The organism is Aequorivita vladivostokensis, from assembly GCF_000952855.1.
Taxonomy (GTDB): Bacteria; Bacteroidota; Bacteroidia; order Flavobacteriales; family Flavobacteriaceae; genus Aequorivita; species Aequorivita vladivostokensis.
In genome coordinates, this window is record NZ_JSVU01000010.1 from 41,368 (window position 1) to 68,065 (window position 26,698).

Here is a 26,698-nt window from a genome sequence, read left to right on the forward strand (position 1 = left end):
ATAATAGTCAAAAATAAACCTCACAAGTTTATTTAGAACAAATTTAAATAAACTTCGGAATAATTATTTATTCGTAGAAACCTCCAGTTGGTGTTTGTATTTAAGCCGAGCCACGCCTGCCCATTGCAGTAGTAGTTTCTTTTCTTCGTCAGATAGACCTCCATGGATTATAGCGTAAGACTCTAAAGGCATTTCACCATCCTCGACCATTTCAACAAGTTCTTCTAACTTGTGCTCCTTTTTTTTGATGGAATATGTACTCCAGGCAGAAACATTGAAATGTTCCTTTCCATGCTCAATATGTTCATCCAACCACAAGGAAAATGGTGCAATTTCGGAATACCAGGGATATTGCGTCTGGTCGCTGTGGCAATCATAACAAGTTTCCTTTAAAATTAATGCCACTTCGGCGCTAGGCGTAGTTTCCCGCTCAAAAAGTGCGACACTTTCATAACCGCCCGTATTCTTGTCGGGACGAATAAATTGAATGGCCACTAAAGCAATAAGGGCTACTATTAATACGATTTTTATTACTCTTTTCAACATTTATTTTTTCTGCGAATTTAAATAGAAAATGATTGCTTTGCGAATATCTGCCGCAGTTTCATTATCCTCGGGTTCATAGATTTTTACAATCCCTTTGTTCTGGGGCGTTAAAAAGGGAATATCCAAACCTTTCAACAGAAAATCACTAAAGGCAACCGTATAGGTTTTGTTGTCACTAATGGATTTACCGCCAACCAACCACGTGCCATCGGCATCCTGCGAAAAGTTATATCGTTGAAGATAGGCCCCTTCACCGCTTTGCATTTTGCCGTATTCCAAAACTTCCTTTAATAAATTTCCCTTTAAATCTACTTTTAGTACGCTTCCGCCAAAAGGAAGTACTCTAAATATATCGATACTGGTTATATCGCCTACCAATCTGTCGTCTATTCTTATGGAACCGCCGTTCACCAAAGCGCCATCAACCTTATTCCCGTAGGAATAGGCCATTGCCCGGGTAATTAATTCCCCTACATTGGTCTGCTTGCTTCTATTGGCTTTATCGGTACCGTCTAAGGGCGAGGTAGCTCTATATATTACCTCCTGGGGATTCTCCACTACTTCCTTTAACCGTGTGTTTACAAGATCTGTCCATTTGCTAACCACCCGTTCTACTTTGGCCGACGATGCTATCTTATCTGTAACCATCATCAATTCAGAATTGATGTGGAGATATTTGGTTCGGAGATTGTAGATTAGGGTATGCACATAAACACTTTTTGCGTTGGCGTCTGCTTTTGCTATTATAGTTCTACCTTCTTTCTCAAGCATATTATAATGCTCATGCCCTCCCATTATTAAGGGTAACGATCTTAATCTTCGGGCTATTTCAATATCTTCCTCTAACGAAACATGGGTAAGCCCTACTACAAAATCAGCTTTTTTAATCGCCAAATCATAGGCCCGTTCCGCATTCTCATAAATATCGCCATAGGAAACATAATCTTTTGGATTGGAGGGAAGGGTTACGCCAAATACTCCAAATTTCATTTTATTGCCATCGGCATCAATTGCGTTAAAGGTGGAAAAATCTGAGGTGGGTACGGTAGAATATTCCCACTTAGTGGCAAAAGGCACTAGCCCTTTCTCCGTAACATGGCGCACATTTGCCGTTGTCCAGGTAAAGTTGGATTCATTCAATCGCTTTTGCAAATCCTGCTCGCTGAGATCAAACTCATGGTTGCCGAAAGTAACCAGATCGATGTCCATCGCATTCAGCACATCTATCATTTGCTTTCCGTTTACGCGTTCACCATCCACCTTTAGCGTGCCTATTAGGGAGGGGTTTAAAAAGTCGCCGGCCAAAAATAAATACGTATTTGGAAATCTATCCTTTATAGAATCGCGAATATGGGCCACTCGGGCCAATCCACCATATTCACCCCCATTTAATGGCGCAATTTCATACACATCATTTATCTGAATAATTTTGAGGGTAATGGCACCCGCCCCTTTTATGGGGTCTTCAGGATATACTTGTTGAAAAATTTCGCAGCTCGAAAAAAAATAGCCCACTACAGCTAAAAGTAAAAACTTTCTCATTTAATGATATTTTGTAAAAATTTTAGTTGCTTCATTGTGCGCGCTCTCAAAAGACATGGGGTTGATGTTGCTCGAAACCTTTTCAGCAGTAAAATAGCTGAGCATCTTTTCGGTTGGCATATTTCCCGTTAATTCATCTTTCGCCATTGGGCAACCGCCAAAGCCTTGAATGGCGCCATCAAATCTTCTGCAACCAGACTTATAGGCTGCATCAATTTTTTCGTGCCAGGCTTGAGGAGTGGTGTGCAAGTGCGCGCCAAATTCTATGTGGGGATATTTGGGGATCAAGTTAGCAAATAAATATGAAATAATATCAGGTGTAGATGATCCCACGGTATCGCTAAGGGAAAGTATCCTCACCCCCATTGTGGAAAGCTTCTCCGTCCACTCCCCTACAATATCCACATTCCAGGGATCGCCATACGGATTTCCGAAGCCCATACTTAAATAGGCAACTACCTCCTTATTATTTTTATAAGCAAGGTTTAAAATTTCCTGAAGTATTACCAAGGATTCGGCAATTGTTTTGTGCGTATTGCGCATTTGGAAGTTTTCCGAAATAGAAAAAGGGTATCCCAAATAATCAATTTCAGGGTGCTTTACGGCATCTTCTGCACCCCGCAGATTGGCGATTATGGCAAGTAGTTTACTTTTTGTGGTGGATAGGTCCAATTTTGAAAGTACTTCGGCAGTGTCCTGCATCTGCGGAATCGCCTTTGGCGAAACAAAACTCCCAAAATCTATGGTGTCAAAACCACAGCGCAAGAGCGATTGTATATACTTCACTTTCTGTTCCGTGGGAATCCAGGTTTTGATGCCTTGCATGGCATCGCGCGGACATTCTATTATTTTTACTTGCTGCATTGCCCCAAAGATATGAATTCTTGCGAAGGCAGGAATCTTTCAATTTTAAAAAAGAATTATGGAATTAGGGCAGCAAGATAAAAATGGCAATGCCCACAAAAACAACTATCTGAAGCCACTTTAAAACAATTCCCATACTTTTCCATTCGGAGATTAAAGATGAAATCTTGCCCGCCGCGAGGGCTATGCTACTGAAAGTTATAAAAGAAACCATCATAAAAGTTATTCCCAAAATGTAAAATTGCAGCACGGTGTTTCCATCTTCATTCCAAAGAAAACCAGGGAAAAACGCCAAAAAGAAAATCATCACTTTTGGGTTTACCAGATTCATGATTACTCCTGTTTTAAAAAGTTGTGCATACGTTTTTTTCGGAGCGTTTTCAGCTATTGAAATATGCTCGTCACTTTTATAGACTTTGTACGCCAAGTAGAGCAAATAACAAGCTCCCAAAATTTTTATTCCGTAAAAAATTTCATCGGAAGTCATTATAATCGCAGAAATGCCGAATGCCAAAAGAGTAGTGTGGACTATGCAGCCACTTATCAATCCTGCGGTGGTTGCAATGCCGCTTTTGGTACCATTGGCCAAGGATTGCGTAAGCACATAAATATTGTCCGGTCCCGGTGAGATGGCGAGCGCTAAAGTGGCGATTGAAAAAGAAATTAATGTTTCGAGCATAAATGACGGTTTGAAACAGGACGGTTTGAAAAAAACTGGATCAATCTCCTCTCCGCCGCGGCGGAAGGTCGGGAGGGGACCGTCCTACGTCCTTTTCAGTATCGCTTTGTTTATTTGCTTAACCAACCCAGGACCTTCGTAAATAAAACCCGTATAAAGCTGCACCAAGCTTGCGCCGGCATTTAGTTTTTCCAAAGCATCTTCGGCGGAATGAATCCCACCCACGCCAATAATGGGGAATGCACGGTTGCCTTTTTCCGAAAGAAAACGAATTACATCCGTAGCTCTTTTATTTAAAGGCTTTCCACTTAAACCGCCCATTTCCTTTTTGTTTTCGGAAGTAATTCCTTCGCGGGAAATTGTGGTGTTGGTTGCAATAACACCATCAATTTTCGTGGTTTCAACAATTTCAATGATGTCCAAAAGCTGTTCATCGGTCAAATCTGGCGCTATTTTTAAAAGAATTGGTTTGCGTTTTTCTTTTGAATTATTTCTATCCTGAAGCGTTTGCAACAAATCGGTCAACGGCTTCTTTTCTTGCAAAGCGCGCAGGTTTGGCGTATTGGGTGAACTTACGTTTACCACAAAATAATCCACATAATCAAAAAGCGCCTCAAAACAGATAATGTAGTCGTTTACGGCTTCTTCATTGGGCGTAAATTTATTCTTCCCAATATTTCCGCCTATTAAAACCCTTCGATGCAGCCTTTCCTGAGCGGAGTCGAAGGGCTCAGGATGACAATTTGCCTTCAATCTTTCAACCGCTTCTTCCACCCCGCCATTGTTAAAACCCATTCGGTTAATAATTGCGGAATCTTCTTTCAAACGAAACAAACGCGGCTTTTCATTGCCCGGTTGGGGTTTTGGGGTGACGGTTCCTATTTCAATAAAACCGAAACCGAAATTTGAAAGTTCTTTGTAAAGCTTCGCATCTTTGTCAAAACCCGCGGCAAGCCCCACTGGGTTTGGAAATTTCAATCCAAAAAGTTCGCGCTCCAGTTTTGGGTCTTCAATTTTATAAATACTTTTAAAAATACTTCCGAAGCCAATTTTATGGAAAAACCGAATCAGTGAAAAAGTGAAATGGTGAATTTTTTCAGGATCAAAGATGAAAAAAATGGGACGGATGATGGTTTTGTACATGGTTGAAAAATGTGGTACAAAAATACACTAATCTATGTATTTGTTATTTTGAATATGCTTTATTTTGCATTGTAAAAGAAAAGCTATGATTGAAAAACAACACCTTATTGACCGCTTCAAAAGCTACGTAACCATAGATACCGAAAGCGATCCAAACAGCGATACCACGCCCAGCACCAAAAAACAATGGGACCTCGCCAATAAACTTGCCGAAGAACTCAAGCAGATTGGAATGGAAGACGTAACCATTGACGAAAACGCCTATATAATGGCTACTTTGCCCGCCAATGTTTCACATCCTGTTCCTGTTATTGGTTTCGTTTCACACTTTGATACTTCGCCAGATTTTACTGGCGCTAATGTAAAACCGCAAATAGTTGAAAACTACAATGGAAAGGATATTCTGCTGAACAAAGAACAGGATATCGTTCTTTCTCCAGATTATTTTGAAGATTTATTGCTTTACAAAGGCCAGACCCTCATTACAACAGATGGCACTACGCTTTTGGGCGCTGACGATAAAGCTGGAATTACCGAAATAGTTTCCGCAATGGAATATCTTATAAACCATCCCGAGATTAAGCACGGCAAAATCCGAGTAGGCTTCACGCCCGATGAGGAAATAGGCCGTGGTGCGCATAAATTTGATGTGAAAAAATTCGGCGCAGATTGGGCCTACACCATGGACGGCAGCCAAGTGGGCGAACTGGAATATGAAAACTTCAACGCAGCCGGGGCAACGGTTACCGTAAAGGGAAAAATTGTGCATCCCGGTTATGCCAAGGGAAAAATGATAAACAGTATGTACATCGCTACGGACTATATCAATTCGCTCCCAAGGCTGGAAACCCCTGAGCATACCGAAGGGCGGGAAGGCTTTTTTCACCTGCATGGCATTAAAGGAACGGTTGATGAAACTAAAATTCAATACATAATTCGCGACCACGACCGTAAGCATTTTGAGGCCCGAAAGGATATGATGCAAAAAATTGCTGACGACCTGAACGAGCAGCACGAAATGGAAGTGGTAACTGTTGAAATAAAAGACCAATATTTCAATATGCGCGAAAAGATTGAGCCGGTTATGCACATTGTGAAAATTGCAAAACAAGCCATGGAGCAAGCGGGTATTGAACCTATCATCAAACCCATTCGCGGTGGAACGGACGGTTCGCAGCTAAGTTTTATGGGGCTTCCATGCCCGAACATTTTTGCGGGCGGCCACAACTTTCACGGCAGGTATGAATATGTACCTGTGGAAAGTATGCAAAAAGCCGTGGAGGTAATTGTGAATATTGCCCAAATTACGGCGCAGGATCTTTCAAAATTCAAGAAAGAGGAAGAGTAATTGGTAAATTGCAAAAATAAAAAAGCACCAAATTCCAAATCGATACTTGGATTTTGGTGCTTTCAATTTATAATTTTTATTGCTATTTCTTCTCTTTTACGGGGGCGTTAAGTTTTGCCGTTCTTTCCATAGAAATGGCAGCTCTTTCAAACTTTATTTTTCCGGCGCCGCATTCAATAAGGCAGGTACCATCTTCATAAAGCTCTAGCACTTTACCGTGTATTCCGCCAGTGGTTATCACTTTATCGCCTTTCTTCAATTGGGCGGCAAACTGTTTTTCCTGTTTGGCCTTTTTCATTTGGGGACGTATCAAAAAGAGATACATCACCAAAAACAATAATATTATAGGTAAAAAACTTTGAATTTGTTCCATAGCAATTTTTTATTCCTAAAAGTTAAGATTAGGAAGTTGGGGTTTTTACGGGTGCTTGTGCAGCGCCATTTTTAGGGTTTACGAACGCTTTGATTGTCAAGGTTTCGGTACCTGCTTTAGTATTTGTGGTAAGCGTTACGGTCTTGCTTACTTGGTTTTGTCCGCTACCGTTGAATTTCACCAACAATTCACCTGTTTCTCCAGGAGCAACTGGTTCTTTTGGATATTGTGGTACGGTACAACCACAGCTACTTTTTGCGTTTACAATCATCAAGGGTGCTTCGCCCGTGTTCTTAAATTTAAATACGTGCTCTACGTTGGTACCTTGGTCTATAGTTCCAAAGTCGAACTGGCTTTCTTCGAAGGAAATTACAGGAAACTTACCAGATTCGGCATCGCGTGCCTCTGCAGTGGCTATGTTTTCCTCGTTTACTTTGTCTGCGGCATTGTCTTTACAAGAAGAAAAGGCAAAAACAGATAGTATTGCTACTATTAAAACTGATTTTTTCATGATAATTAAGATTTTTATGTTTTTAGCACGCCAAAAGTATGTATTTTTTTGCTTTTATTGAAGCCCGCGGCCAATTTTATTAAGTTTGCCATTTTCCTCAAATTCCTTAACTATTTTGTCCAAAATACCGTTGACGAATATGCTGCTTTTAGGAGTGGAATATTCTTTGGAAACTTCCAAATATTCATTAATTGTGGCCCTAACGGGAATGGACGGAAAGAATAAAAATTCCGCAATGCCCATTTTTAGGATTATTAAATCTATATCGGCAATTCTATCTTGGTCCCAGTTTGGGGTCTTGCCTTCAATCTGGGCGTTCAATTTGTCCTCATTGAGGATTACTTTTCTGAAAAGTTGCAGGGCGTAATCGCGATCTTCGCTATTCTTATAAAGATCCGGCACCAAGAGTTCGGAAGCATTTTTTTCCGAAAGATTATTGAGCATTTTAACTATGGCGGTATTCACCAATGGGAAATCATCAATCCACGTCAAACGCTTGTCTTCCAAATATTCATAAAGTTTGTCATTGGGAGCGATCACCTCCTTAAACACCTTTATAATAAAATCCTGATCCTCCTTATAAGTGGTTTCCTTTTTTGAAAGGTAAGTTTCATACCACTCCAACTGCCGAAGCTCGTTTAAGATAATGCTTACATACTCACTATCCATCGCCCAATAGTCTAGCTTCTTTTTCGCTATAACATCATTGAAGGTAGAATTTGAAGCTATAAGCTGCAATAACTTATTGTCAACAAAAGTACGGCTGGGGTTCTTTTCAATAGCAGTGGCAAGATGCTTTTTTTGCGATCTGGCAAGAAAACTTTCCGCTTGTTCGCGAAGAGCCAATAGCATCTGCAACATCAACAAGTATAAATCCTGCATTTGATCTATACTGTGCATCAAAAATTTTTCCTGCGAATCTATATTCGGGTTTGCACGCTGGCTGTAGGCGTAAACGGATTGCAAAACTTTTACTCGGATATGTCTTCTTGTAAGCATATTTTTTGAAAGAACTGGTTTAAAGAAACAACGCACAAGAAAATTCCTGTGCGCTGCAAAGATAGTGTTTTAAAAAAATGGAAACCTATTTTTCGTTTTTTCTTGCATCAATTCTGGCCTGTGCCACATTGAATGCCGCTTGATGCGTTGTAATATTATCGGCATCGGCTTTTTTCAAGATTTCAAGCGTGGTGTTGTATATATTTTCCGTCTTGCGCATTATTTCCTTTCGGTCATAATTTTCAAGTTCTGCGTAAACGTTTATTATTCCACCCGCGTTAATCAAAAAGTCAGGAGCGTAAACTATTCCCTTTTCGCGAAGCATCTTTCCGTGCTTTTGCTCTTCGGCAAGTTGGTTGTTTGCGGCACCTGCTATAATTTTTGTGTTCAACTGATTAATGGTGAAATCATTAATGGTAGCACCCAAGGCACAAGGCGCATAGATGTCCATTTCTTCCGCATAAATGTTGTCGCCTCCGTAGATATTCACGCTGTATTTATCGCGTACCTCCTCCAAGCGTTCTTGGTTAATGTCTGAAACATATACTTTCGCACCTTCATTGCTCAGGTTTTCCACCAGGGCTTCCCCCACGTTTCCGATTCCCTGCACATAAATAACCTTATCTTCCAGGATATCGCTTCCAAATTTATACTTTGCGGCAGCCTTCATTCCCATAAAAACACCATACGCGGTTATCGGGGAAGGATTGCCGGCGCCTCCTTTGGATTCTGAAATTCCGGTAACGTATGGCGTAACCGTGCGCACCAAGTCCATATCTGAAGTTGCCATTCCCACATCTTCGGCAGTAATATATTTTCCGCCAAGGGAGTGAACAAACTCGCCGAACTTCAGCATCAATTCCGGGGTTTTCTGTGTTTTCGCATCGCCTATCAAGACAGCCTTTCCGCCGCCCAAGTTTAGGCCAGTGATTGCACTCTTATAGGTCATTCCGCGCGACAGGCGCAAAACATCGTTCAGTGCTTCCCACTCGCTGGTATAGTTCCACATTCTGGTGCCGCCCAAGGCAGGTCCCAAAACCGTATTGTGGATACCAATTATTGCTTTTAAACCAGTATCTTTGTCGTTGCAAAAAACGATTTGCTCGTGATTGTCAAAGGACATTTGCCCGAAAACGGGGTCAACTTTATGAAGTTCGCTTGTTTTAATTACTTCAGTTACCATAGCTTTTAAATTATTTTAACCATCCTATAAAATGGCGGTGCAAAAGTAACTTATTGTTGTCAATTCCACAAAGCAATGGTCGTTAAATTAAGAATTTTTGAATAGTTAATACGTTACTAAGTTATTGGGTTATTTAAACTTGAACACATTAACAGCCCAGTAACCCAATAACTCAAAAGAGTACATGAAAGAATTAAAATATCTAAATAAATATTTTCTGAAATATAAAGGACGCCTGCTCTTGGGCGTTTTTATAACTATCATCGCTACCGTTTTTAAATTGGTCGTCCCTATGAAAGTGGGCGATTCCGTAACGGCGGTAAAGCAGTATATGAATGGTGAAATTACCGACATTGCCGTTGTAAAGCACGAACTGCTCATAAATATACTTCTACTTCTTGGCGCGGCCCTGCTCTCGGCATTTTTCACATTTATGATGCGGCAGACCTTTATTGTGGTTTCCCGCTACGTGGAATATGACCTTAAGAATGAAATTTTTAAACATTACGAAAAACTTTCCCTCGGCTTTTACAAACAAAACCGCACGGGCGATTTGATGAACCGCATAAGCGAGGACGTTTCCAAAGTACGAATGTACGTGGGCCCAGCGCTAATGTATAGCATTACTACCTTAACGCTTTTCGTGGTTGTAATCAGCTATATGTTTTACAAGGCTCCCATCTTAACTTTATATGCAATAGCGCCATTGCCTATTCTTTCACTTGCAATTTATAGGTTGAGTGTGCTTATCAATCAACGCACAACCATTGTACAGCAGTATCTTTCAAAACTCACCACCTTCACACAGGAAAGTTTTAGCGGGATTGCGGTAATAAAGGCCTACGGAATAGAGCCACGTACCAACGCCAATTTTGAAGAACTCGCCGAGGGCAGCAAAGTGAAGAACATAGACCTCGCAAAGGTGCAGGCTCTGTTTTTTCCTCTGATGATTTTACTTATCGGCATTAGCAATATACTCGTAATTTATATAGGCGGAACTCGTTATATAAACGGCCAGATTGCCGAATTTGGAACCATTGTTGAATTTTTGATATATGTGAATATGCTCACCTGGCCCGTTGCCGTGGTTGGCTGGGTTACTTCCATGGTGCAACAGGCAGAGGCTTCACAAAAACGAATCAACGAATTTTTGGAGACTGAACCTTCCATCGAAAATTTGGTGGCAGAAAATACTCCGATTGGGGGAAATATTGAATTCGACCATTTATCATTTACCTATCCAGACACAGGGATTACGGCGCTAAAGGATGTCTCCTTTACGGTAAAACCCGGTGAAACTTCGGCGATTGTTGGAAACACAGGTTCGGGAAAATCGACGATTTTGGAATTGATAGGAAGGCTTTACGATGTGGAGGAAGGGATGCTGAAAATAGACAATACGCCCATCCGTCAGTTAAATTTGGAGGATTTGCGCAATAGCATTGGCTACGTGCCCCAAGATGCTTTTCTTTTCAGCGATACGCTTCGCAACAACATTCGCTTTGGGAAAGAGGACGCTTCGGAAGAAGAGGTGATTGAAGCTGCCAAGAACGCCGCCGTGCATAAAAACATCATCGGCTTTGCCAAAGGGTACGACACCGTGTTGGGCGAGCGCGGCATTACCTTGAGCGGCGGCCAAAAACAACGCGTTTCCATTGCCCGCGCCATTATTAAAGACCCACAGATACTTCTTTTTGACGATTGCCTGTCAGCGGTTGATACGGAAACTGAAGAAGAAATACTCCAAAACCTCCATAAAATTTCAGAAAACAAAACCACGATTATCGTGAGCCACCGTATATCTTCGGTAAAAAATGCCGATAAAATAATTGTGCTGGAAGACGGAAAAATCATACAGCAGGGCACGCACAATAAATTGGTGAACAGCGAAGGCTACTACAAGGAACTTTACGCAAAACAACTTTTGGAAAAAGAAATGTAAATTTTACTTTGGCTGGTTTGGATTTTTTTTGGATTTTTGGCAAAACGTTAGCAAAAAACAGAAATTATGAGTGACCACTATACGATGGAGCAAGAAGAGATTTTTTCAAAAGTAATGCGCGCGGGAAGACGCACCTATTTTTTTGACGTAAGGTCCACAAAGGCAGGCGATTTCTACCTTACCATTACCGAAAGCAAAAAATTTACAAATGATGATGGTTCCTACCATTACAAAAAGCACAAAATTTATCTTTACAAAGAGGATTTCAGCGAGTTTAAGGACAACCTTGAGGAAATGATAAATTACGTAATCGACGAAAAAGGTGAAGAGGTTATAAGCGAGCGTCACCAAAAAGATTATAAAAAAGAAACCGATGACGTTGCGGCCAATGCTGAAAAGGCTTCAGAAAACGGGCAACCGGACACCAGCAACTTTACCGATATTGAATTTGACGATATATAAGTTTCAAACTTTTAAAAATAGAACCGGCACGGTCAAAAACCGCTGCCGGTTTTTTATTTCAGAAGCTCAAATACTTTGCTTATTTTTCAGGAATAAAACTTTTTCCCAGCTACTTTTATGGTAAACAAGCTGTACCAACCCTACAAACCAAATCTGGATTTTTCGGGGCTGGACCATATTGTGATTGGAAGCGGAATGGGCGGGCTCACCGTTGCAACCTGGCTTGCAAAGGCCGGAAAAAAAGTGGCAATTTTTGAACGCCACTACGTCCCCGGCGGTTTCACACACAGCTTTAAACGCAAGGATGGCTTTCAGTGGGATGTTGGCGTGCATTACGTGGGCAATATGGCAGAAGGGTCTTCATTACGCGGTTTTTTCGACTTTTTGACGGATGGAAATTTGCAGTGGGAAACGATGGGCGAAGTGTACGATGTGGCAAATATTGATGGCACGGAATATCTTTTTAAAGCCGGAAAGGAAAATTTCAGAAAACAATTTCTCGCCTATTTTCCCAAAGAGGAAATGGCAATTGACAGCTATCTTTCCCTGATTGAAAAAACAAACAAGCGCGGCGGTGCCTTCTTCTTCGAAAAAATTTTTGAGCCGTGGTTCAGTAAATCGGTCGGTTGGATTTTCAGAAAACGATATGCCAGATTTTCCCAAAAAACCACTTGGGAGGTTTTGAACGAACTCACCAAAAACGAGCGGTTGATTGCCGTACTCTGCGCCCAATGTGGCAATTACGGACTGTCGCCAAAAAATAGCAGTTTTGCGGCACATGCGATGGTGATTGGACATTTTTTGGAAGGCGGCTACTACCCTATCGGCGGCGCCGACCAAATTTGTGAAAAAACTTTGGAAGTCTTTACAGCGCACGGCGGCAAAATTTTTATAAACGCCGATGTCACCAAAATCGTTACCGAAAACCATAAGGTAAAAGGAATCGAGCTTGGCGAAAAATTTATTCCCTGCCAAAGCGTGATAAGCAATGTGGGCGTAAACAACACCTTCAATCATTTGCTTTCTGAAACTGACAGAAATGTTTGCAATTTCAATCTAAAAAATGTGCAACCTGCCAGCGCCCACATCTGTTTATATCTTGGGCTGAACAAATCAAGCGAGGCCCTCAACCTTCCGAAACACAATCTTTGGTATTACAAACACGACGGCATTGACGCAATTTTTGACAAAGCTACTTTGGAAAATGCGCCGGAAAATTTTGCATACATCTCCTTTCCTTCCGCAAAAGACCCCAATTGGGAAACCCAAAATCCGGGGACGGCGACAATCCAAGCAATTTCCGTGGGAAATATGGATTGGTTTGAAGATTATAAAGATTCAAACTGGATGAAACGCGGCGAGGAATACCTTCAACTAAAAAAGAATTTTGAAACCGAAATGCTTAAGGTGCTCTACAAGTTTTTTCCACAGATTGAAGGAACCATTGTGGCTTCCGAAGTTTCAACCCCGCTTTCCACCGAAAATTTCACCAATTATAAAAGTGGCGAAATTTACGGTTTGGCACATTCGCCAGAACGATTTGCGCTTCCATTTTTAAGACCGAAAACTAAAATAAAAGGCCTTTTCTTAGCAGGCCAGGATATTACCTTAGTTGGTGTGGCGGGCGCGATGCTTTCCGGTTTGTTGTGCGCAACCGCCATTTTGAAGTTTGGTTCGTGGAAAATTTTTCGGGAAATTAAAAGCAGGCAATAATCAATTAGTTTTTAATTACTTTTAGCCCAAAATTTCAGCCTATGGAACGCTTAAAAATTGGTCTGGCTATTCTGGCAATTGCTTTCTCCGCATCTTTTGGTTTTTCCCAAGAAGACACTACCTCGGTAAAAGCGGATTCTCTGAATATCGTGCTATTGGAAAACTATAACAAACGCTTGGCTGAGATAGAACGCCAGCGAGTAGCCGATTCCATCAAAAAAAGTGAGCTTGAGGCCGAACTGAGTGCCCTAAAAACCACGGACAACCTTAAAAAAGAAGAGTTGCAGGCACAGCTTATTGCCCTGAATGAAAAGGAAATAAGACGGCTTGAAGACAAAAAGATAAAAATTGACTCTTTAAAAAAGGTTACCAAAGGCTTTCCGGTTTTTGGATTTTTCAACGATACCCTATTCGTGCTTTACTCAAAATTGGGCAGTTTTTCACCCAAGGACCGGGCAGAAGCTATAAACAGGCGTATAGACAAGCTTACCGATAATCTCAATTTTGATGAAACGTCCCTTGAAATCCAAAAGTCTGAAAACGAGTTGGATATCGTTTTTGGCGATCAAACCATAATGACGCTTATTGAGAACGATGCCTTGTGGAACGACACCACAAAAGAGGCCCTGGCCAAAGAATACAAGGATAAAATAAGTGCGGCCGTTTTAAAATATAAGGATGAAACCAACTTTTTCAACCTTGCTAAAAAAATAGGGCTGGCAATTTTGGTATTGCTGATTATTGCCGCTCTGGTCAAGTATATTTCAAAGTTTTTTGCTTGGACGGCAATAAAAATTGAACTGCAGGAAGACAAAAGAATCAAAGGAGTGCAAATAAAAAATTACACCCTGTTTGATGCCAAAAGACAGATAAACGCTCTCTTAATACTGAACCGAATTCTGAAATGGATTGTCATAATTACGGCTATATACATTGCGCTTCCCATTCTATTTGGCATATTTCCTTGGACCGAGCATTTTGCCGGCACCCTTATCGGTTACATTCTCAATCCGGTAAAAGGCATATTGACGTCGTTTTGGAATTACCTGCCCAATCTTATTACGATAATTGTAATTGTCTTGGTTTTCAGATATATTCAACGGGGAATACGTTTCTTAAAGGACGAAATAGCCCGCGGCAATCTTCAAATCAACGGTTTTTATCCCGATTGGGCGGAACCTACCTATCAAATAGTACGAATTCTGCTGATTGCCTTTATGTTCGTTGTTTTATTCCCCTATTTACCCGGAAGTGATTCTCCCGTATTTCAAGGGGTTTCCGTGTTTTTGGGTTTTCTGTTTACCTTCGGCTCGGCAGGTTCATTGTCCAACATTATCGCTGGCTTGATTTTGACCTATATGCGTCTTTTTACAATTGGCGACAGGGTGAAAATTGGCGATGTATCGGGCGACGTGATTGAGAAATCAGTTCTGGTAACTCGTATTAGAACTCCTTTCAACGAAATTATCTCCATTCCAAATTCCACTGTTATGAACAGCCATACCATAAACTACAGCAGTGACGCACAGGAAAAAGGGCTAATAATACATAGCACGGTTACCATTGGTTACGACGTTCCGTGGCAGGATGTACATACCGCTTTAATAGATGCTGCCCTACGGACCGAGCTTGTTTTAAAGGAACCCTCCCCTTTTGTTTTTCAGACCAGTCTGGATGATTTTTATGTAGCCTATGAAATTCACGCCCACGTACGCGAAGCAAATAGACAGGGTCTTATTTATTCGGTACTCCATCAAAATATTCAGGATGTTTTTAACGAGCGTGGTATTGAGATTATGTCTCCGCATTATCGTGCCGCACGCGATGGCAATGAGACCACCATTCCCTCAAGCTATAGACCGAAGGATTATAAAGCGCCCAGTTTTAATGTGAAGACAAAAAAAACAGACGGAGCGTAACTACTTTCTTCCACTGAACAATAGAAAGGCTCGTCTATTTTGAAAACCGTATATTTGCCGCCTTTAAAAAAAACCAAATGCTTGCAAAATACCTTTTATCCTTCACACAAAACCCAAAAAACGATATACTTTCTGGCCTTACCGTAGCCTTGGCTTTGGTGCCCGAGGCTGTTGCCTTTGCCTTTGTTGCGGGCATTGACCCCTTAGTAGGGCTTTACGGCGCCTTTATTATGGGAATAGTAACCGCCCTCTTCGGGGGTCGTCCGGGAATGATTTCCGGAGCCACGGGCGCAATGGCGGTAGTGATGGTCCATTTAATCCAAAAAGGAAACGAAGTAGGCCTATCCTTGGCTGAACCCGTGGAATACTTAGGCTTGCAGTGGCTTTTTATCACGCTTCTTTTTGTGGGCGCCATTCAAATTATGGCCGGGGTTTTTAGATTGGGAAAATTTGTTCGGCTCATTCCACATCCTGTAATGATGGGGTTTGTAAACGGATTGGCAATTGTAATTTTTCTTTCGCAATTAGGGCTATTTAAGGAAAGCCGTGGCACCGTGCCACAATGGCTTACAGGACCGGATTTGTGGGTGATGCTGGCATTGGTCGGGCTAACGATGGGCATTATGTTCGGCTTGCCGAAACTTACCAAAAAACTTCCGGCCGCCTTAATCGCCATTATTATCGTGGCGTGTATAACCATCTTCGGAAATCTTGACGTGAGCACCGTTGGCTCCTTTATTCGCGACGGCGGCGGAAGCGGTTTAAAAGGTTCCCTGCCCGTTTTCCAGACCCAGATTTTTACGTTTATCGATACCCTTACCGGCCATTGGGACTTGATACTTTCCACAGCATTTTTATTGGCAGCGGTTGGTTTGATTGAATCGTTGATGACGCTGAATTTAATTGATGAAATGACCGAAACCCGGGGCAGCGGCAATCGCGAGTGTGTGGCCCAAGGCGGGGCGAACATACTAAACGGACTTTTCGGTGGGATGGGCGGTTGTGCCATGATTGGGCAATCCATTATCAACGTGAGCTCTGGCGGTCGCGGAAGGCTTTCTGGAGCAACGGCGGCCATTGCACTGTTGTGTTTCGTGCTTTTTGGAGCTCCATTAATTGAGCAAATCCCAATCGCTGCTTTGGTGGGCGTCATGTTTATGGTGGTAATTGGCACTTTTGCGTGGAGCAGTTTTCGTATTTTGCATAAAATTCCCCTTTCCGATGCCATCGTTTTGATTACCGTTTCTGCAGTAACCGTTTGGCAGGATTTGGCAATAGCCGTATTTGTAGGCGTAATTATGAGCGCGCTGGTTTTTGCTTGGAAAAGCGCCACAAGAATTCGCGCCCGAAAGCGTATTAAAGAGGACGGCACAAAGGTGTACGAAATCTGGGGTCCTTTATTCTTTGGATCCACTACAGCTTTCAATAGTAAATTTGATGTATCCGGCGACCCCGATTCCATTGAAGTTGACTTTATAGAATCCAAAATCTCGGACCACTCGGGAGTGGAAGCTGTCCGCAACATTGCCAATAAATATCTCGATAGCGGAAAGCAAATCAAGTTGACGCATCTCAGTCCAGATTGCAAGGCTTTACTATTAAAGTGGAATCCTGAATTTGATACCATTATTGAAGATTCCATCGAGGATCCAAGGTATTATGTGGTGACGGATACTTTGGATGCGGAAGTATAATTTGCGGTTGGTTCCTGCATTTTAGCATAAATTTATAAATGCCTTTTTAAGGTTCTTTATAAATTTATAAGAAAATACGATGCTGAAATTTCTACGTTTCGGGATTTTACTGCTGTGTGTCTTTTTCTTTAGCGCCTGCAATTTCCCTAAAGACCCAAAAAATTCATACGAAAAGGCAAAAAAATCTTTCTTGCGCGTTGGCGTGGTTTCAAAAACAGATTCCATCCAAACTTCCTTTGAAAAGAATCTCATACAGAATTTTGCCGAGCAGGAAAATATGCAGACCCAATTCATAACAGACAATGAAACGGAACTCGTAAAAAAACTCGAAAAGTATCAACTGGATGTCGTTTTGGGCGGTTTCAAAAAAAAATCCAATTGGAAAAGCAAGGTGGGAATGACCAAACCCTACGATTCCATCCACGTTTTTTTTATTCCCCGTGGTGAAAATCGGCTGTTATTTCATCTTGAAAATTTCATCCACAAACATAAAAAGCAATGAGAGTAGAATCTTTTGAACTTCCCGACAATTTAAAGGAGAAGCTAAATAAAGCCAAAAAACTGGAGTGGATTACTCTAGTTTATTTGGCAACGGTAGTTATACTTATGTATTTGGTAATGGGCTCTTCGCAAGCCATGAAAACCGCGTGGCTGGAGGATGCACTGAGTATGATTCCGGCTATCTCGTTTTTGATTGCTTCCCGCATATACAATAGAAAACCCACAAAAAAATATCAATATGGGTTTCATCGTGTATTTAGTATCGCTTTTTTGACGGGGAGCGTCGCCCTTTTTGGAATGGGTCTTTTTCTTTTGGTAGATTCGACAATTACCCTGATTAAAGCTGAACATCCCACCATTGGCAGCATGATGTTATTCGGCAAGCAGATTTGGATGGGTTGGATTATGATAGCAGTACTAGTCTATAGCTCCCTTCCCGCAATGTATTTGGGATACAAAAAGTTGCCTTTGGCAAAGAAACTCCACAACAAAATTCTATTTACGGATGCCAATGCACAGAAAGCCGATTATATGACCGGCTTTGCGGCAATGGCCGGTATTCTTGGCCTTGGTATGGGTTGGTGGTGGGCAGATGCCAGCGCAGCCCTGTTCATTTCCTTCTCCGTTTTAAAGGATGGTTATACCAATTTAAAGGATGCCGTAGGAGATTTGATGGACCGAAAACCGTTGCATATTAAAGACGACAAACCCGATGAATTGGTAGATAAGGTAGAAAACTCCATAAAATCGTGGGATTGGGTTAAAGATGCCAAAGTGCGTTTCCGCGAGGAAGGGCAAGTATATTTTGGCGATGTGCAGCTTATTGTAAAACCCGGAACCAACGTTTCCAAAGCCATTGAGGAAGGGTTGGAAAAACTATATGAGTTCCATTGGAAAATTTATGATGTAACCATGATGCCCGTGGAGCAAATTAAGGACTATTCAGAAAAAGATTCCTGAGTTCCGACGAAATATTGAATTCCTCTTTTTGAAATTTTTACTGTCTCGAAAAATGAAAGTCCATCTTTTTCGGCTGACCGTTCACAGTGCCTTCAATCCACGCATGTAGTGAATCTTTCGCAGGATTTGTATAAACTATTCTTTCTGGGAAATCGTGGTTCTTATTTTCAAAAATAACCTGTCCGTTTTCTTGGGAAACCATTTTAAAACTCACCGGCTTCGCACCATTTTCCGATGCTGAGGCTACAGTCAATATCACGTCCCCGCCTTTTTTCTCAAGCGCCATGGTTTCTGCAAAAACTATTTCCTTTTTATTCATCTCCACAAAACTATAGGCGGTAAAGGTACTGTCGTTTTCCTGCGACCAGGTTTCTTGGGAATATTCCTTCCCGTTCTGGTTTACCCAAGTTCCCAAAAGCCACTGCAATTGTTCAATTTGCTCAAACTTACCGGAAGTAATTTCAGTTTTGGATTTTTCTTCGGAATTGTTTTTACAGGAATTTAAAAATAATTGAAGGGCTAAAAATAAAAGGAGTTTCTTCATAATTGACAGCTTTGTTTTGGCGAAGGTATCACAAAAAACAATTAATCATAGAATTCTTAGACCATTCCGTACTTCTTTTCCGGGCTGCAAGAGCGTTACATCTTTACCCTCCACAGCGCCCAAAACGAGGCATTCGCTCATAAAGTTGGCTATCTGTTTCTTCGGAAAATTTACAACTGCAACCACCTGCTTTCCAATCAATTCCTCTTTTTTGTAAAGTGAAGTAAGCTGGGCAGAAGTTTTCCGCTGGCCTATTTCACTTCCAAAATCTATTAAAAGTTGGTAGGAAGGGTTTCGGGCCTCGGGAAAATCATGGGCTTCAATCACGGTTCCCACGCGCATTTCAACCTTTTCAAAATCAGACCAAGACAAATTATTCGTCATGATGCAACTTTAACTTCTGAATCATTTCTGGTGAAACTTCACCTTGGTCAGCGCCATAGGCATCAACCAATAAGCCTTTAATGCCATCGTTTGTTTCTATTAAGTAAAGAATGGTGTTGTCGCCGGGATTGGTCATTCCTTCAAAACGATAGAATTTTACCACGTCCAATTCGCCGGCTTTCCATTGCTTTTTAAGGTTTTTGGATTCTATGCCTTCGCCCACTAGATTAAAATCTTCTGTAAAACCGTGCTTTTGCAAATCTTCAATGGCCACGGATAGTGATGAATATGAGTTTTTCATAATTGTTGGTTTAGATTTTAAAGTTAAAGGAGATAATTTGCAACCGCAAAGTTTTATAGTTTCTTTAGGAAAATCAGTACGCAGTAAGTCCGTAGGCTCGCGATTTATCGCGCGCCCATATTATTATTCAAAATAAAAAAAACTTTGCGCCTTTGCGCCTTTGCGAGAGAATTCACAAAATCGTAACTTTAAAAATATTTTCACACCACTACAGAAAAGAAAAAATGGCCAGAACAGAATCCAAAATGCTTCCATTGGGAACCCAAGCCCCCGATTTTACATTGATTGACGCAGTAACCAACAATGCCGTTTCCTTAAAGGACGTGCGCGGCGAAAAGGGCACGGTAGTGATGTTTATCTGCAACCACTGCCCGTTTGTGAAACATGTAAATGACGAACTGGTGCGTATTTGCAACGATTACCGGGTAACCGGTTTTGGATTTGTAGGCATAAACAGCAACGATGTTATCAAATATCCCGAGGATTCCCCTGCCGAAATGTGGCGAACTGCGCGCAGGCACAATTATCCCTTTCAGTATTTATATGATGAAACCCAAGAGGTAGCAAAGGCTTACGATGCTGCCTGCACGCCCGATTTCTATCTTTTTGATGATGAACTGAAACTGGTTTACAGAGGCCAATTGGACAACAGCCGTCCCGGGAATGGTATTCCCGTAAACGGTAGAGACCTCCGGGAAGCACTGGATAATATCCTAAACAACAACCCGCAACGGAGGGACCAAAAACCGAGCATTGGGTGCAATATTAAGTGGAAGGAATAAATTCGGGATTCGTTAATTGGGGATCCGGGGTTCGAATTCACAAATCCCGAATCCCGAATCACTACTTCACGTCCATCAATTCCACATCAAAAATCAGAGTAGCACTTGGAGGAATAACCCCGCCAGCGCCGCGCTCGCCATAGGCAAGATGCGAAGGAATTACAAAACGGGCCTTATCGCCTACTTGCAATAATTGGATGCCTTCATCCCACCCAGCTATTACTTGCCCAACGCCCAGTTGAAAGTCGATGGGTTGTTTTCTTTTGTATGATGAATCAAACTCGGTTCCATCAGTTAAAGCGCCTTTGTAATGCACGGAAACTGTTTTTCCCTTTTCAGCTTTTTTACCGTTTCCTTTTTGGATTATTTTGTAAAGCAGACCGCTATCAGTCCTGTCAAAACCTTCTGAAACTTTTTTAAGCTCCGCTTCCTCTTTTGCTTTTTTTGCGGCAATTCGCTGTTCCCTTTCGCCCGTAAATTTTCTGAAAGCTTCCACGGCGTTCCAGTTTTTGGCTTCCTCGCCTACGCGGATGATTTCTACTTTTTGCATCGTATCGCCCTGCGCAATGCTATCCACAACATCCTGCCCTTCCACTACATTTCCAAAAACGGTGTGCTTGTTGTCCAACCACGGCGTAGCAACGTGCGTTATAAAAAACTGGCTGCCATTGCTCGCTGGCCCGGCGTTTGCCATGGAAAGCACGCCCGGAGTATCGTGGCGAAGGTCTTGATGGAACTCATCCTCAAAAGCGTAACCCGGCCCACCGGAACCTGTACCCTTTGGATCGCCGCCCTGAATCATAAAATCTGGGATTACACGGTGAAATTTCAAACCGTCGTAATAAGGCGTTCCCTGTGGTTTTGCTGAATTTTCCAAGTTTCCTTCAGCCAAAGCCACAAAGTTTCCCACCGTTCCCGGGGTTTTGTCGTGCGTAAGTTTTATAAGGATTTCTCCTTTTTCCGTCGTTATTTTTGCGTAGATTCCGTCTTGCATTTTTTCGTTTTTTAAATTGAAATGCAAAGGTACGGAAATACGATTTATGAAATTGGAAATAGGAAGTTGGAAGTTTTTGAAAGAGGGATTAGGTATGAGGGATTTGGGATTTGAGAAGTATATAGAAGGATTTTGGAAAGGGTAAATTTGTATATTTGGGAAATACACCATATAAAAATATTAAAACTTGGGTATAGCCAACTATATTAGCGGTATAAGCCCAATAGTGTTGGGGATATAAACAAGTTGCCAGTAATTATGAAGAACATCCTCGCAATAATATTTTCAACAATATTTTTGAGTTCTTACTCTCAAATTGATATTCCTCATACCAAAAGCGGAATTGAATTTGAAAAGCTGCTTGAGAAAAGAGACACGTTGCGAATAATAAAACATATCCGAAAATTTGACTCCGATTTCTCTTCGAATTGGAAATTGAACAAAATAGAAACAAAAGCAGAAATTGACCATTTTAAATTCGGCTATAACATTGAGTGGATTAAGAAAAAATCTGACACAATTATTTATCGAACTTATACTTTCGATATTGATGGGAACTATTATTATGGTTTCGAACAAAGAGAACTGAATGATAAAGTTATAAGTCGTGGCGGAATAGAAATAGAAAACGGGACTTTAAAATACATCAGACAATTTTATCCGGAGAGGAAGAAAAATATTTTATCAGTAGGAGCCTATGAATTTGAGTTATACAAAAAGGGTAAGTTAATATCAATTTACAGAACCCGATATTTAAATCATTTTCATATGCTTACCGAAGAAAAAAACAAAGACGAAGTAGAATTAATTTATGGAATTGATTTCCTAAACGTGAAAGAATAACTACTGGCAACAAAGAACCGAGCAAAAAAACAACTTAAGGAATACCCAAAGAAGGCATTCCATCCCTAATTCCTCATACCTCATCCCTATTTCAACACATTTGTAACAATTCCCCAACCCATTCGTCATACAAACAACCTCCCGTTAGCTATCGGGACCTAAAACAATTCCGTGGAAAACATTCTCACCATAAACAACCTCACCAAAAAATTTGGCGCGCTAACTGCCGTGGATAATCTTTCCTTTTCCATTGAAAAAGGCAACGTGTACGGCATCCTCGGCCCCAACGGTAGCGGCAAAAGCACTACCCTAGGCATCGTGCTGAATGTGGTAAACAAAACCAGTGGCAACTTTAAATGGTTTGATGGCAACATCGATACGCACAATGCCTTAAAAAAAGTGGGCGCCATCATTGAGCGCCCCAACTTTTACCCGTATATGACCGCCGTGCAAAACCTGCAATTGGTGTGTAAAATAAAGGAAGTTTCGGAAGAAAAGATTTCTGAAAAACTAAAGCTCGTAGGACTTTTGGATAGAATGGACAGCAAGTTCAGTACTTTTTCCCTGGGAATGAAACAACGTTTGGCAATCGCTTCGGCACTGCTAAACGACCCCGAAATACTGATTCTCGACGAACCCACAAACGGCTTGGACCCACAGGGTATCCACCAAATTCGGGAAATTATAAAAGTAATTGCTTCCCAGGGAACAACTATTTTGTTGGCTTCACATTTATTGGACGAGGTTGAAAAAGTTTGTACGCACGTGGTAATTCTTCGGAAAGGGGTAAGTCTCTATTCCGGCAGTGTGGACGGGATGAACGCCAGCCACGGTTTTTTAACCATGCAGAGCAATGATATGGAAGCGCTGCAAAAAGCTTTGGAAGGAAATACGGCCTTTGGAACCGTAAAACGCGAGGGCGATTTTATCATCGCTTACCTCAACAATCCAATGGACGCCTCGGAAGTGAACAAACTGCTTTTTGAAAAAGGCATCACGCTGAGCCATCTTGTGAAACGTAAGGAAAGCCTTGAAGAACAATTCCTTGAACTTACCAAACAAAACTAACCTCCCAATGCTACGATTATTAAATATAGAACTCCAAAAACTGCGCTATAACCGTTCGGCAAAGGTTATTTCCATTATTTATTTTGTGCTTATCACTTTCATCGCCTTGATTGCTTCCATCGAATTCAATTTTGGTGACTTCCACTTTCGGGTGGCGGACCAAGGAATTTTCAATTTTCCGTATATCTGGCATTTCAATACGTATGTGGCGGCAATTCTCAAATTGTTTTTAGCTATCGTGATTGTGTCCATGATGAGCAACGAGTACAGTTACCGTACCCTAAAACAGAATTTAATTGATGGGTTGAGCAAGAAAGAGTTTGTGCTTTCAAAGTTTTTAACGGTATTGCTTTTCGCCGTAATTTCCACCGTTTTTATTTTTTTGGTATCCCTTATCCTTGGGCTGGCTTTTTCGGATTACAATGAAATAGGCATCATTTTTAGCGATATGGAATACATTGCGGCCTATTTTATAAAGCTAGTAGCCTTTTTCTCCTTCTGTCTTTTTCTAGGTGTTTTGGTGAAACGTTCTGCCTTTGCGCTCGGGTTCTTAATTGTATGGCAGGTTATTGAATGGCTGCTGTATGGCTTGATGAAATGGCAATTTTTTAAAGACACCGAAATAGCCGATAACATTTCGCTATTCTTTCCGCTGAATGCCATGGCAAACCTCATCAAGGAACCGCTAAGCCGTTTGGGCGCGATTCAATCTGCCGCAAACCAATTGGGCGAAAATTTCAACAAAGATTATGGCGTAAGTTGGTTGAATGTACTCATTGTATTGGTGTGGACAGCCCTTTTTATCTACTGGTCCTATGCTATTTTGAAGAAGAGAGACTTGTAAAAAGTTGGTGGGCCGATAGGTTCGTGAGTGTAGTGGTGTAAAAGTTTATGGGGTTTATTACCTCCTTTTTGCTATATTTAGCAGACAATCCACAGAAACTCTTTTTTGAAATATATTTTTACCATAATCTGCTTATTCTTTTTCACTGAAGTTTTTTCACAGGAAATTTCGCTTTATCAGCAATTCAATGGGCGTTACGATTACACGGCCTTTGGGAACACATTAAACGTTGAGGAAAACGGCCAAGGCGGACAGTGCTTCATCCTCACAAGCAGCAGCGCCGATTTTCAACTACAGCCAAACCAGGAAGTGGTGGCAGCCTATCTATATTGGGCCGGTTCGGGGCCGGGCCATTTCGACGTTACTTTTAACCAAGTGCCCATTGCCGCGGAACGTACCTTTAACCTAACTTTTAACAGTGGAGGCCAAGATTATATCTACTTTGCGGCCTTTGCCGATGTTACCCAGCAGGTTCAAACCACGGGCAACGGCAACTATACGCTTTCCGATTTGGACCTTACCCTAGTGATTCCCGCATATTGCAGTCCGCCAGGTTCTGGTACCAACTTTGGGGGCTGGGCGGTTACGGTGATTTATGAAGACGCTTCCCTACCCAACAACCAAGTAAATGTTTTTGACGGCCTGGAGAGTGTTTCCAGCCAGAATCAGACTTTGGATATTACATTGGACAACCTCATGGTACTCGACACCCAAGGCGCAAAAGTTGGTTTTTTGGCTTGGGAAGGCGATAGTGGGATTTCGGTTAATGAAACCCTTCGCTTTAACGGCAATATCCTCAGCAATCTACCCCTGAATCCTCCCGACAACGCCTTTAACGGTACCAACAGTTTTACCGGTAGCGATGTGCTTTACAATATGGATATTGACGTGTATCCTATTTCAAATTTTATAAACCCGGGCGATACTTCGGCCAACATCCAACTTACCAGCGGCCAGGATTTTGTGATGGTTAACAATATTATTACCGTTTTAAACACGGAATTGCCCGATGCCACCATTTCCATAGACAATATTATCGGCGGTACCGAATGCGGCAATCGCGAACTAACGCTGGATTACACGGTTTACAACCTCAACAGCACCGACGTGCTTCCGGCAGGAACGCCCATCGCTTTTTATGCAGATGAAACGCTGGTGGCCCAAAGTGCAACCGTGGCCGTAATTCCCATTGACGGACAGGAAAACGGAAGCATTACGTTCACGGTTCCCAACAGTATTGAAGCTGATTTTATTCTGAAAGCGGTAGTGGACGATACCGGCAACGGCACTGGAATTGTCAATGAAACCAACGAAGACAATAACGAAGACGAAGCGCCTATTCATTTATTGTTAAACCCTGTAATCACGGGACTGCGCAATCTGGAAACCTGCGATGTTTTTGGTGAGGAGTATTTCGATTTAACCGAAGCCACTTCACAAATAGACCCTATTTATGAATTGAGTTTTCACCTTTCGGAAGCGGATGCACAGAATAATGTAAACCCAATCGCCAACCCAGAAAATTTTCAGAACACCGAAAATCCGCAGACCATTTACATCCGGGTTTCCAATCCAGACTGTTTTTTGATTGATAGTTTTACGGTGGAAGTACTCCCCTGCCCGCTGCCCGACGCTACTATTGCCATTCCGGAAGTGTCCGCTTGCCGCGATAGGGCATTATTGCTTCCGTTTACCGTTTATAATTTGGAGGCCACGGGGCCTTTGCCGGCCAATACTTCGGTGGCGTTTTATGCGGAAGGTGTGTTGCTCGCACTTTCCCAAACACAGCAGGAAATCCCCATTGACGGCAGTGAAAATGGCGAAGTGGAATTGCTGCTTCCCGATAATTTACCAAACACATTTTCAATCACCGCTGTGGTGGACGATGACGGCAACGGCAATGGTGCAGTTGAAGAACTTAGGGAAGATAATAACAGTTTTACGCAAACCATTTCTTTTGAAAGCATCCCGCCAATCCCCAGTTTGCCGGATTTATTGGAGTGCGACACGGGTTTTGACACGGCGATTTTCGACTTGACCCAACAGGATGAATTGATTAGGACGGGACCCGATGATGTGGTTCAGTATTTCACATCGCTTGAAAATGCTTCGGAAAACAGCAATCCCATCAGTAACCCAACGGAATACCAAAACGGCTCGGATCCACAGACAATTTATGTACGGCTGGAAAACGAAATCTGTTTTGCCACAGCTGCCTTTTTATTGACTACTGAAAATTGCGCGCCTTTTATCCCCCAAGGCTTTTCGCCCAATGGCGATGGCATTAATGATGTTTTTGAGATAAGCAATCTATTGAACATATACGAAAACTTTGAGTTGAATATTTACTCCCGCGAAGGCAATTTAATCCACACCGCCCACAACGCCGATGGTTTTTGGGATGGGGTGGCCACGGAAGGATTACTGTTTACCGGAAGCGTCGTTCCCGTGGGTACGTATTATTACGTTTTGGTTTTGAACGACCCCAAATATCCCGAGGCTTTTATTGGCTGGGTTTATGTGAATTATTAAAAAAGAAAGAGCGCTCGCGCGCCCTTT

The 26,698-nt window shown here is 41.9% G+C and carries 26 protein-coding genes; 13 read left to right on the forward strand and 13 right to left on the reverse strand.

The genetic code is table 11. The features are described from left to right. Positions 1-63: 63 nt before the first annotated feature. From MB09_RS13515 to MB09_RS13535, 5 genes are all read right to left on the reverse strand, one after another. The gene (locus MB09_RS13515) at positions 64-546 is read right to left on the reverse strand and encodes a heme-binding domain-containing protein (protein ID WP_045081458.1); all 483 of its coding nucleotides are present in this window, start codon (positions 544-546) and stop codon (positions 64-66) included. Continuing rightward, a complete protein-coding gene (locus MB09_RS13520; RefSeq protein WP_052671404.1) occupies positions 547-2,088 on the reverse strand; it encodes a bifunctional metallophosphatase/5'-nucleotidase in 1,542 nt (513 codons plus the stop codon). Continuing rightward, positions 2,089-2,952: a hydroxymethylglutaryl-CoA lyase gene (locus MB09_RS13525; protein WP_045081459.1), complete on the reverse strand. Its 864-nt coding sequence runs from the start codon at positions 2,950-2,952 to the stop codon at positions 2,089-2,091. A 64-nt stretch (positions 2,953-3,016) separates the two neighbouring features. Continuing rightward, positions 3,017-3,631 carry a LysE family translocator gene (locus MB09_RS13530; RefSeq protein ID WP_045081460.1) on the reverse strand — a complete coding sequence of 205 codons (615 nt, stop codon included), beginning with the start codon at positions 3,629-3,631 and terminating at the stop codon, positions 3,017-3,019. Between the two features lie 84 nt (positions 3,632-3,715). Continuing rightward, complete coding sequence (locus MB09_RS13535) at positions 3,716-4,774, reverse strand: quinone-dependent dihydroorotate dehydrogenase (RefSeq protein WP_045081461.1); 1,059 nt, start codon at positions 4,772-4,774, stop codon at positions 3,716-3,718. A gap of 85 nt (positions 4,775-4,859) precedes the next feature. On the opposite strand from MB09_RS13535, the gene pepT reads away from it, so the two are divergent. Next, entirely contained in the window at positions 4,860-6,122 is a 1,263-nt protein-coding gene (pepT, locus tag MB09_RS13540) for a peptidase T (protein ID WP_045081462.1), read from the forward strand. 82 nt (positions 6,123-6,204) lie between these two features. On the opposite strand, the gene yajC is transcribed toward pepT, so the two are convergent. The 4 genes from yajC to MB09_RS13560 form a co-directional block, all read right to left on the reverse strand. Beyond that, the gene (yajC, locus tag MB09_RS13545; protein WP_045081463.1) at positions 6,205-6,495 is read right to left on the reverse strand and encodes a preprotein translocase subunit YajC; all 291 of its coding nucleotides are present in this window, start codon (positions 6,493-6,495) and stop codon (positions 6,205-6,207) included. Between the two features lie 28 nt (positions 6,496-6,523). Then, positions 6,524-7,006, reverse strand: a complete 483-nt coding sequence (locus MB09_RS13550; RefSeq protein ID WP_045081464.1) for a DUF1573 domain-containing protein — start codon at positions 7,004-7,006, stop codon at positions 6,524-6,526. Between the two features lie 54 nt (positions 7,007-7,060). Further along, entirely contained in the window at positions 7,061-8,005 is a 945-nt protein-coding gene (gene nusB / locus MB09_RS13555; RefSeq protein ID WP_045081465.1) for a transcription antitermination factor NusB, read from the reverse strand. Positions 8,006-8,090: 85 nt separating this feature from the next. Continuing rightward, entirely contained in the window at positions 8,091-9,188 is a 1,098-nt protein-coding gene (locus tag MB09_RS13560; RefSeq protein ID WP_045081466.1) for a Leu/Phe/Val dehydrogenase, read from the reverse strand. A gap of 184 nt (positions 9,189-9,372) precedes the next feature. Here MB09_RS13560 and MB09_RS13565 point away from each other — a divergent pair, with 184 nt between their 5' ends. The 7 genes from MB09_RS13565 (at position 9,373) to MB09_RS13595 (ending at position 18,379) form a co-directional block, all read left to right on the forward strand. Next, positions 9,373-11,130 (forward strand): ABC transporter ATP-binding protein, encoded by a 1,758-nt coding sequence (locus MB09_RS13565; protein ID WP_045081467.1) that lies wholly within the window; start codon positions 9,373-9,375, stop codon positions 11,128-11,130. Between the two features lie 66 nt (positions 11,131-11,196). Then, entirely contained in the window at positions 11,197-11,592 is a 396-nt protein-coding gene (locus MB09_RS13570) for a PUR family DNA/RNA-binding protein (protein ID WP_045081468.1), read from the forward strand. Positions 11,593-11,709: 117 nt separating this feature from the next. Then, positions 11,710-13,305 carry a phytoene desaturase family protein gene (locus MB09_RS13575; protein ID WP_045081469.1) on the forward strand — a complete coding sequence of 532 codons (1,596 nt, stop codon included), beginning with the start codon at positions 11,710-11,712 and terminating at the stop codon, positions 13,303-13,305. 41 nt (positions 13,306-13,346) lie between these two features. Beyond that, positions 13,347-15,224: a mechanosensitive ion channel family protein gene (locus MB09_RS13580; RefSeq protein WP_045081470.1), complete on the forward strand. Its 1,878-nt coding sequence runs from the start codon at positions 13,347-13,349 to the stop codon at positions 15,222-15,224. 77 nt (positions 15,225-15,301) lie between these two features. Beyond that, positions 15,302-16,918, forward strand: a complete 1,617-nt coding sequence (locus tag MB09_RS13585; protein WP_045081471.1) for a SulP family inorganic anion transporter — start codon at positions 15,302-15,304, stop codon at positions 16,916-16,918. A gap of 79 nt (positions 16,919-16,997) precedes the next feature. Further along, positions 16,998-17,420 carry a hypothetical protein gene (locus MB09_RS13590; RefSeq protein ID WP_045081472.1) on the forward strand — a complete coding sequence of 141 codons (423 nt, stop codon included), beginning with the start codon at positions 16,998-17,000 and terminating at the stop codon, positions 17,418-17,420. After that, on the forward strand, positions 17,417-18,379 hold the full coding sequence (locus MB09_RS13595) for a cation diffusion facilitator family transporter (protein ID WP_045081473.1): 963 nt from the start codon (positions 17,417-17,419) through the stop codon (positions 18,377-18,379). Before MB09_RS13590 ends, MB09_RS13595 begins: the two co-directional genes overlap by 4 nt. 37 nt (positions 18,380-18,416) lie before the next feature. On the opposite strand, the gene MB09_RS13600 is transcribed toward MB09_RS13595, so the two are convergent. The 3 genes from MB09_RS13600 to MB09_RS13610 are packed head-to-tail and all read right to left on the reverse strand — an operon-like array spanning position 18,417 to position 19,608. Next, on the reverse strand, positions 18,417-18,923 hold the full coding sequence (locus MB09_RS13600; RefSeq protein WP_045081474.1) for a DUF6265 family protein: 507 nt from the start codon (positions 18,921-18,923) through the stop codon (positions 18,417-18,419). Between the two features lie 45 nt (positions 18,924-18,968). Continuing rightward, a complete protein-coding gene (locus MB09_RS13605) occupies positions 18,969-19,307 on the reverse strand; it encodes a tRNA-binding protein (protein WP_045081475.1) in 339 nt (112 codons plus the stop codon). Then, positions 19,297-19,608 carry a hypothetical protein gene (locus tag MB09_RS13610; RefSeq protein ID WP_045081476.1) on the reverse strand — a complete coding sequence of 104 codons (312 nt, stop codon included), beginning with the start codon at positions 19,606-19,608 and terminating at the stop codon, positions 19,297-19,299. The genes MB09_RS13605 and MB09_RS13610 overlap by 11 nt, the downstream gene beginning before the upstream one ends. Positions 19,609-19,832: 224 nt before the next feature. Here MB09_RS13610 and MB09_RS13615 point away from each other — a divergent pair, with 224 nt between their 5' ends. Beyond that, complete coding sequence (locus MB09_RS13615) at positions 19,833-20,390, forward strand: thioredoxin family protein (RefSeq protein ID WP_045081508.1); 558 nt, start codon at positions 19,833-19,835, stop codon at positions 20,388-20,390. 61 nt (positions 20,391-20,451) lie between these two features. On the opposite strand, the gene MB09_RS13620 is transcribed toward MB09_RS13615, so the two are convergent. Next, positions 20,452-21,384, reverse strand: a complete 933-nt coding sequence (locus MB09_RS13620; RefSeq protein WP_045081509.1) for a peptidylprolyl isomerase — start codon at positions 21,382-21,384, stop codon at positions 20,452-20,454. A 258-nt stretch (positions 21,385-21,642) separates the two neighbouring features. Here MB09_RS13620 and MB09_RS13625 point away from each other — a divergent pair, with 258 nt between their 5' ends. The 4 genes from MB09_RS13625 to MB09_RS15635 all read left to right on the forward strand — a co-directional run bounded on the left by MB09_RS13625 (position 21,643) and on the right by MB09_RS15635 (position 26,671). Next, complete coding sequence (locus tag MB09_RS13625; protein ID WP_131459927.1) at positions 21,643-22,227, forward strand: hypothetical protein; 585 nt, start codon at positions 21,643-21,645, stop codon at positions 22,225-22,227. 171 nt (positions 22,228-22,398) lie between these two features. Beyond that, a complete protein-coding gene (locus MB09_RS13630) occupies positions 22,399-23,295 on the forward strand; it encodes an ABC transporter ATP-binding protein (RefSeq protein ID WP_045081478.1) in 897 nt (298 codons plus the stop codon). 7 nt (positions 23,296-23,302) lie between these two features. Continuing rightward, positions 23,303-24,139, forward strand: a complete 837-nt coding sequence (locus MB09_RS13635; RefSeq protein WP_045081479.1) for an ABC transporter permease — start codon at positions 23,303-23,305, stop codon at positions 24,137-24,139. A gap of 105 nt (positions 24,140-24,244) precedes the next feature. Then, entirely contained in the window at positions 24,245-26,671 is a 2,427-nt protein-coding gene (locus MB09_RS15635; protein WP_052671405.1) for a T9SS type B sorting domain-containing protein, read from the forward strand. Positions 26,672-26,698: the final 27 nt, after the last annotated feature.